The sequence below is a fragment of the Bacteroidota bacterium genome (assembly GCA_039111535.1).
Classification (GTDB): Bacteria; Bacteroidota; Rhodothermia; order Rhodothermales; family JAHQVL01; genus JBCCIM01.
This window is the reverse complement of sequence record JBCCIM010000247.1, coordinates 1-7,936: the sequence shown is the minus strand read 5'-3', so window position 1 is coordinate 7,936 and position 7,936 is coordinate 1. Positions and strand designations below refer to the sequence as shown.

The window sequence follows — 7,936 nt, the reverse complement described above, 5'->3', positions numbered from 1 at the left end:
TTTTGGGGTTTGCTGGCTTATTGCTGTTTACTGCACTATTGCATCGTTTTTTCGCTGCCGCTGGAAATGCGTCTGTGAACGCGCATCTCCTGGCCTAGCGAGTCGGTCTTGGGTCCAGCCCATCAGTGGGATTTGGCAACAAGGTTGTGTACTTTTCTCAACGGAAAGCACACCACGTAATCCGTTAAACGAGAAGCCAACTTGCGGCATTTCAGGCCAATGCGAATCCGTTTTATGCTGAGCTTCTTTTACTTTTTCAGTTGATGCTTCATGGCAGCACCCTACCCCTCGGAAAAACAAACACGGCGCCACTTTCTTGCGAAGACCCTGTCTCCCCTGGCGGCCTTGTGGTTGCAAAGCTGTGCGGGTTCGCGTCCCAGTGCCGGCACTGGATCCACCAGCCGCAGGGCGCCCGGTAATGATCATCCCCTGCTTCGCCTCTCGTATCCGAAAGAGTCCTTTGTTTCGCGTGAAATGCGCATCGAACAAGTTGACACCCCTGTTTGGCTGGCTGAAGGGCACAAAAACTGGCACCAGAAAGGCGCTTTCCCCTATACCTACCGGGTCAATACAGACGCCAAAAGTGTATCGTGGGCAGATGCGCAAGGCAAGCTCCACACCCCACCCGCAGGGCTCCGCTCAAGTACACCCCTCGGCGGCATCGGCACGGGCACGCTGGAATTACGGGCTGACGGCCGGCTGGCTGACTGGCAAATCCTGAATAATTCGCCGGGTGGAGGAAACAAGTTCGATATAGATGACGCCTTTTTTGCTATCCGAACCCAATTACCGGGTAGTGCACCGCATGCCGTCACCATGCGCACCCACCCGCCAGCAGAATTGCCGGCTGTACGCACCCTGGGGTATTCAAGCGCGTTCCCAGTCACCCGGCTGCGTCCGGTAGACGATGCTATCCCCTTGAACGTGTCGCTACACGCCCACGGCCTCGTCAACATGGTTGATCCGACGCTCGCTGCATTGCCCGGGGTTGTCTTCAGCTTTCAGTTGCACAATCCGACCCGAGAGCCTGTAGAAACGGCTGTTATGTTCAATCTGCCCAATTTCATCGAAGGCACGTTCCGTACAGAACGCGGACTGGTGTTGTCGAGAAGCGGACAGGATGCTGCAGCCGGCGAACTGTGTATCGGCTTCTCCAGCAACCTCGCGGTATCCAGCATGGTATCTGCCGACCTGGATGAATTATGGGAGACCTTCAGTACGCAGGGTCACTTTGAAGGCACAACGTCGATGGGCTTGTTTGAGCATGGCGCCGTGGCATCCAATCTGACGATAGCCCCGGGCGCTTCGCGGGCTGTAACCCTCATCCTCTCCTGGCGATTTCCTAACCGCTTTGTAGGCGTGCCGAACGTCGGGAATGCATATGCACGCCGGTTCTCTACAGCGAGCAGCGTCAGTGATACGATTGTAAACCGTCTGCCCGTCGCCTGGCGTGCGATGCAGGCCTGGAATGATCTGTTTACACGCACCACGCTCCCCCCCGCCGTGCAAGTCGGATTGCGCGACAGCATCGGACAACTCTACAAAACATCTTTCTGTGCTGTTGATGGCCGTTGGCGCATGTGGGATGCCTTCGCGGATGCCGGCCTTTCTTCGCTCGACACCATGCTGTACCGCGCGCTCCCTCTCCTGCTCCTCGACCACACGATGCTCAAAAGTGTGCTGCGTGCTTACGCTTTCACCCAGGATGCATCCGGACGCATCAACGACACACTCGGCGAAGGCAGCAGGCTGCCGATGGATGCTTCTCCTGCGCCAACAAAAAGCACCTCAAATGCAGCCTTTTTCATTCTGGCTTCTGCATACGTGGATTTCACGGGAGACATGGCCTTCCTTAAAGAGATGTGGCCCCACCTGCTAAAAGCCATGAACTGGCAGCTGTCGATTACCACACCAGAAGGCTTGCCGTCAAACCTGCCGGCATTAAATGACTGGCAATTTGACGAGGAAGGGGTATTGCTACACGATGCGCTACTGCATCTAGCCGGCCTGCATGGTCTCTCTCGTATGGCACGTATGCTCGACCGAGAAACAGAAGTGACCCAGTTGGCTGCTGTCCTAAAAACGGGCATCAGCGGGCTGGAATCCTTACTTGGCAGCCCGTCTGGTTACAAAATTTCTACGGCAAGAACTTCGCCGGCCACTGCCTCCGACCCAAACTTGCTCATTGGATTGCTGTGGGCAGATCTCCTTGGCCTATCCCCTGCGCTTGATCCCGAACAGCGCTCGGCATTGCTCAAGCGCATGGCGGATACGAATGCGCCCCCTATTTCGATTAAACAATCAGACGCCACCCAGCAAACAATCGCGCCAGCCATGGTGATGAATTGGGCAGCAGCCTCCATTCAAAGTGGCCGGCGTACATCCGATGCCCTTGCACCGCTGGAGCAGTTGCTGAACCACCAGCAGGCAGCACTCGCTGATGGATTTGGATTTTATGAGCGCCTCTCTATTCCGGCAGGCCAACCATACAGCACCCCGAACCATGCCAGCCACCTCGCCATCTGGTTTGTCGTAGTTGCCCTGTCAGGACAGTATTACGATGGGTTTAATCAAAAATTGCGCTTTACTCCGCGTGTCGGGAATGGCGCGCGACTACCCTTTTTCACCCCTACCGCTTCAGGCCTGCTGACTATCCAAAAATCTGGCAAGTATACACTCGAAGTCATTGCCGGCCGGCTTGAACTTCGTCAACTCGAGATTGGCGACAGTATTGTTTATAGGGATATACTGCTTGAAGAAGGGCAGGTAGCCGAACTAAGCAGTTGACGGCTATCCGAGAAGCACTATTATTCAAACAGCCGGCTTTTGCCCCGCCTGTATCCGGAAATACGAATTCCCGAAAAAACGTAGATCCTTCCTTAATTCGATACTAGTCGCATGTCATCTTACACAACAGATTTTGGTCCGTTTGACGGACACACGTGGCTGAACTGCGCGCACCAGGGGCCCATCCCCCGCGTAGCTGCTGCAGCCGCAGAAGAGGCAATTCGCTGGAAACGACAACCGTTTGAATTGACGGTTGAGCGGTTTTCCGGCGTACCGGCCCAACTCAAACGTCAACTGAGCCAGCTTATTCGTGCAAAGGAAGAAGAAGTAATTTTGGCCAACAGCGCTTCCTACGGCTTACATCTGCTGGCAAATGGCTTGCCCCTCAAAGCCGGCGATGAAATCCTGCTTACCGCCGGCGACTTCCCGTCTGTTATTATGCCCTGGCTGGGCCTCCAGAAAAAAGGCATTCACATACGTTTTATTGAGCCGCGCAACCAGGTACTCACCCCAGAAGAGCTTGCAGCAGCCATTTCCCCAAAAACCCGTCTTTTCTGTGCCACCTGGGTGCATTCTTTTTCAGGCCGCGCGATTGACCTCAATGCCATGGGTGAATTGTGCCGGCAACACGGCGTGCTGTTTATCGCAAACACAACACAAGCTGTGGGTACACGCCTGCTACACGTTGATACGACCCCGGTAGATGCCATCACCAACGTGGGGTTCAAATGGCTATGCGGACCTTATGGTACAGGATTCTGCTGGATACGCGCGTCGGTTCTTGCAACCATGGAATACAACCAAGCCTACTGGCTGTCGCTGCAAACATCGGAAGACCTAGGCAAGGCAAAACAAGTTATCCGGTTACCAGATAGCCCCCCAACGAGCAAGCGATACGATACATTTGGTACAGCCAACTTTTTCAACTACGTCCCCTGGTCGTCGTCTTTGGGCTATTTGCTAGACGTTGGGGTGGAAACCATTGCCCGGCATAACCAGACACTTGTGCAACATCTTATCGACAATTTAAATTGTGACAAATACAATTTGCTTAGCCCCGATGCCGGCTCGGCAAGGTCTACCCTGACCCTGATTACCCATAAAGACCCGTCTCGCAACCAGAATATTTATGATGGATTGAAGGCCAAAAACATCCATTTAGCGTTCAGAAGAGGCAATTTGCGTATAGCGCCCCACCTTTACAACACAACGGATGATATAGGCACACTGCTGGGCCTGCTCGATAAACTGGGATAGACAAATGTCAACAAATTGCCACAAAGTCGACACAAAATTGCTTCAATTGCGCCTCAAGTTGAGAACCTATGCGCCTGTGGAGTATAGGATATCCCAGGCGGCTGCCGTATTCTTAGGCACACTCAAACAAAATCGGAATCTATAGTCCAATGAAATCAAACGCTAACGTAAATATCGAGAGATTGGAGACCGCGTTACGAACGTTACGTGAAGCAAACGGTAAGCTCAAACTTCAGGTTAAAGCTTTGGACACCGCCCTTCAGCGTTTGCACACCACCATGAATCGCGTATACAGCAAGCATGGCGCACCATTTGGCCCTGACATTGAAGCCATGCGTATCTGGCACAAATACCGCCAGTTTACAACACAGAACTAAGTTTATTTCTGGCGCCCAGCTGACCCATCTGGTTCAGAATTCCAACAGCCTCTTCCCTAACAGGAAGGGGCTTTTGTTTTTTGTGACAATTCCGCAGAACCCACCGTCAGCATCCCTTAATCAAGTTCAGGACAGGCACTGACTGTAGATCCACAGGCATGGCATTCGTTATTGGATACGAAATGAAGACCAATGCTATCCCGGTGGATACCCAATCAAGTTGGGCATGACAAGGAAGGGAAGGGTTGCGTTTAACACCGATTTTCGAGCAATAACGCAAAACAGAAACACGGCAATACGAAAACACAAAAAACACAGATCATCTCGACACCCCAAACTCTTCACTCCCAAACTCCTCTCTCCAAACTCTTCACTCCCAAACTCCTCTCTCCAAACTCCTCTCTCATCCACCATTTATCCCCCCAATACTATATATTAATGCAGCCTCACAGTTTCACTAACTACTCCCGACAACAAACGTGCGAAACAGCAAGATCAGCCAACCCGTCTCTCGCCGTGATTTTCTAAAAACTACAGCCACAGCAACCGGCCTGTCGATGTCACCATTGATCCAATCAGAGAACTTTGCTTACGGCGCCGGCTCTGACACCATCAAGGTTGGCCTTGTTGGTAGTGGTGGGCGTGGTACGGGTGCGGCACGCGATTGCGCCGTTTCTGCAGACGGCGTTGAAATTGTGGCCATGGCCGACCTGTTTCGAGACCGCCTCGAAGCCCGGCGTGAGCCGCTGAAGGAGGCGATCGGTGACAAATACAAAGTTACCGACAACCGATGTTACAGCGGTTTTGATGCCTACAAAGAGTTAATTGACAGCGATGTCGACCTGGTAATTCTGGCCACGCCACCGGGCTTCCGCCCCCAGCACTTCAAATATGCCGTTGAGGCCGGCAAACATGTGTTTATGGAAAAGCCGGCCAGCGTTGACCCTACCGGCGCGCGTTCCATTATCGAAACCGGTGACCTTGCGGCCGAGAAAGGCCTGGCTGTCGTTGCCGGTACGCTGTACCGCAGGCAAGACAGCTTTGTCGAAGGTGTCAAACGGATTCACGCCGGCAGAATCGGCGACATTGTGTCTGCAAGCGAATACTATCTGACGGGCCCCATCTGGCTTCGCCCCCGCAAACCGGGTATGTCCGATATGGAATGGCAGTGCCGCAACTGGTATTACTTCACATGGTTATCAGGCGACCAGATTGTTGAGCAGTTTGTGCACAACCTCGATGTAATCAACTGGGTAATGCAGGGCCCACCGGTAAGCTGTATCGGATCAGGCGGACGCACGCAACGGGTTGACCCCAACTACGGGCATATCTACGACAACTTCAGTATCGAGTATGTCTACGAAAATGGCGTCAGGGTCACGGCCATGTGCCGTCAAATGGAAAACTGCTATTCACGCGTTTCCAATCGCATTATCGGCACAAAAGGTATCGCTGACTTGAACCCGGACCACTCCATCATTACAACACACAAAGGCAAAGTTGAGTTTGAGTTTCCGGAAAAAGGCAACAACGGCTACATCCAGGAGCACACGGACCTCATCAACAGCATCCGCGAGAACAAACCACTCAACGAAGCTCGCCAAATTGCTTATAGCACCCTCACTGCCGTCATGGGCCGTGAAGCCTGTTATACCGGACAGGAAATCACCTGGGATCAGATTATGGGTTCCACCCAGAACCTCGTGCCGGACGACTTTGCGTTTTCATCCATGCAATCTCACAGCGTTGCAGTGCCGGGTGTGACCCAAATGGACCGTAACTACGCATCCCTCTAAGTTCTTACTTTGCCCCATCCTCCCCATTTTCATGCAACGCAGAACCTTCCTCAAACGCACCGGTGGTGCACTCATCGCTACCCCCTGGATCTGGTCGAAAGCGGCGCAGCCTGTAGCGGCACAGGGCCGGCATGTCTTCAAAAAGGCTGTCAAATTTGGTATGATCCAGGAAGAAATGACGGTACTGGAGAAGTTCAACCTCCTCCGTTCGCTTGGATTTGACGGTGTGGAACTGGATAGCCCCAGCAACCTGGATGAACAGGAAGTGATCGATGCACGAAAGGCATCAGGCCTGCCTATTCATGGCGTGGTTGATTCTGTACACTGGAAGCAAACCCTTTCCCACCCTGACCCGGCTGTACGCGACGAAGGCCGGGCCGGCCTGGAGCACGCTCTGCGCCAGGCAAAAGCCTATGGCGCATCAACGGTCTTGCTGGTGCCGGCTGTGGTAAACAAAGAAGTGTCTTATGCTGACGCGTATACACGGTCACAGCATGAGATTAGAAAAGTACTGCCGCTTGCCCGGGAGGTGGGTGTCAAAATTGCACTTGAAAACGTGTGGAATCACTTTCTGCTGAGCCCGCTCGAATTTGCCCGGTATATCGACGAATTTGAAAGCCCATGGATTGGTGCCTATTTCGATGTGGGCAACATCGTGAACTATGGCTGGCCCGAGCAATGGATCCGCACGTTGGGCTCCCGAATTCTCAAGCTGGACATTAAAGAGTTCAGCCGGCAAAAACGCGATGACGAAGGGCTTTGGAAAGGATTTGCCGCACCGCTCGGTGAAGGTGACTGCGACTGGCCCGCCGTGCGCAAAGCCCTGGCAGACATTGGCTACACCGGCTGGGCTACAGCCGAAATAAGGGGAGGCGATCGCGCACGGCTGACAGAAATTATTCAACGCATGAACAACATATTGCCAGAATAAAGCGATCTGGCAATATCCCCCTTACTGGACAATTTTCAGGCTATCACGCACCATGCCCGGTGCTTCCGGGCCATAGTTGCATAGCAAGTCTAGCGCTGAAGTGCCCGGGTAAAAACCTTCAAATTGCTGACGATAAGCCGTTTCGTCAAGATGAAGCACCTCAACTGGAATGGGTGCAGCTTCCGCCTGATGCAGGTCATCAGCCGGCACAACCAGTGTTTTAGCCGGCATCAGCTCAAGTATTCCCTGAAGCGAAGCAGGGCAACCCGCCAAAGCAGAGGCACGAACCACCGTACAGCCTACCTGGTACATTTGCTGCATCATCTCAACTGATTGGCACGTAACGTCTGCCAGGTACGCCTGCTCCGACTGATACAGCGTTTGCAGGCCATCGGCGATAAATCCGAAATAAGGAGTTTGGCTGTAGTTGAAACTAATTGAGCGTAAATGTTTTGATCGCCAGTGAATGCTGCTGTCAATTACCGTCTGAATACAAGGACGGCCATGTTGTCGACCCAGAAGCGGAATGGAAATCCAGTGTGTCCCCTGGGGTGTACGCACACGGGTCCGGTTTTGGAAAGACTGCCGGCTATATTGAAACGTATCAGCCAGTACCAAAACATCCACCGATTGCATTAGCGCTATAAAGTGCAAACGCGGCAGATATTCCGGGGGCCGAATGGCGATCCGTACAATATCAGTCTTCATACTGAATAATAGCTTAGGAAACGGAACAGAGACCTGCCTGGATGACGAACCCTCTCATCTATTTTGTTGTTGCGAGCCAC

General features: G+C 53.0%; 6 protein-coding genes. 5 read left to right on the top strand and 1 reads right to left on the bottom strand.

Going from position 1 to position 7,936, the window contains the following annotated elements; translation table 11 throughout:
• The first annotated feature begins 270 nt into the window (after nt 1-270).
• The 5 genes from AAF564_24405 (at nt 271) to AAF564_24385 (ending at nt 7,148) form a co-directional block, all read left to right on the top strand.
• Entirely contained in the window at nt 271-2,787 is a 2,517-nt protein-coding gene (locus tag AAF564_24405; GenBank protein MEM8488711.1) for a GH116 family glycosyl-hydrolase, read from the top strand.
• Nucleotides 2,788-2,898: 111 nt separating this feature from the next.
• The gene (locus AAF564_24400; protein MEM8488710.1) at nt 2,899-4,044 is read left to right on the top strand and encodes an aminotransferase class V-fold PLP-dependent enzyme; all 1,146 of its coding nucleotides are present in this window, start codon (nt 2,899-2,901) and stop codon (nt 4,042-4,044) included.
• Between the two features lie 149 nt (nt 4,045-4,193).
• A complete protein-coding gene (locus tag AAF564_24395) occupies nt 4,194-4,421 on the top strand; it encodes a hypothetical protein (protein MEM8488709.1) in 228 nt (75 codons plus the stop codon).
• A gap of 479 nt (nt 4,422-4,900) precedes the next feature.
• Nucleotides 4,901-6,217 carry a Gfo/Idh/MocA family oxidoreductase gene (locus tag AAF564_24390; protein MEM8488708.1) on the top strand — a complete coding sequence of 439 codons (1,317 nt, stop codon included), beginning with the start codon at nt 4,901-4,903 and terminating at the stop codon, nt 6,215-6,217.
• A gap of 31 nt (nt 6,218-6,248) precedes the next feature.
• Entirely contained in the window at nt 6,249-7,148 is a 900-nt protein-coding gene (locus tag AAF564_24385) for a sugar phosphate isomerase/epimerase family protein (protein ID MEM8488707.1), read from the top strand.
• Nucleotides 7,149-7,169: 21 nt separating this feature from the next.
• Here the strand turns inward: AAF564_24385 and AAF564_24380 are convergent, their stop codons facing one another.
• Nucleotides 7,170-7,856: a WbqC family protein gene (locus AAF564_24380; protein ID MEM8488706.1), complete on the bottom strand. Its 687-nt coding sequence runs from the start codon at nt 7,854-7,856 to the stop codon at nt 7,170-7,172.
• Nucleotides 7,857-7,936: the final 80 nt, after the last annotated feature.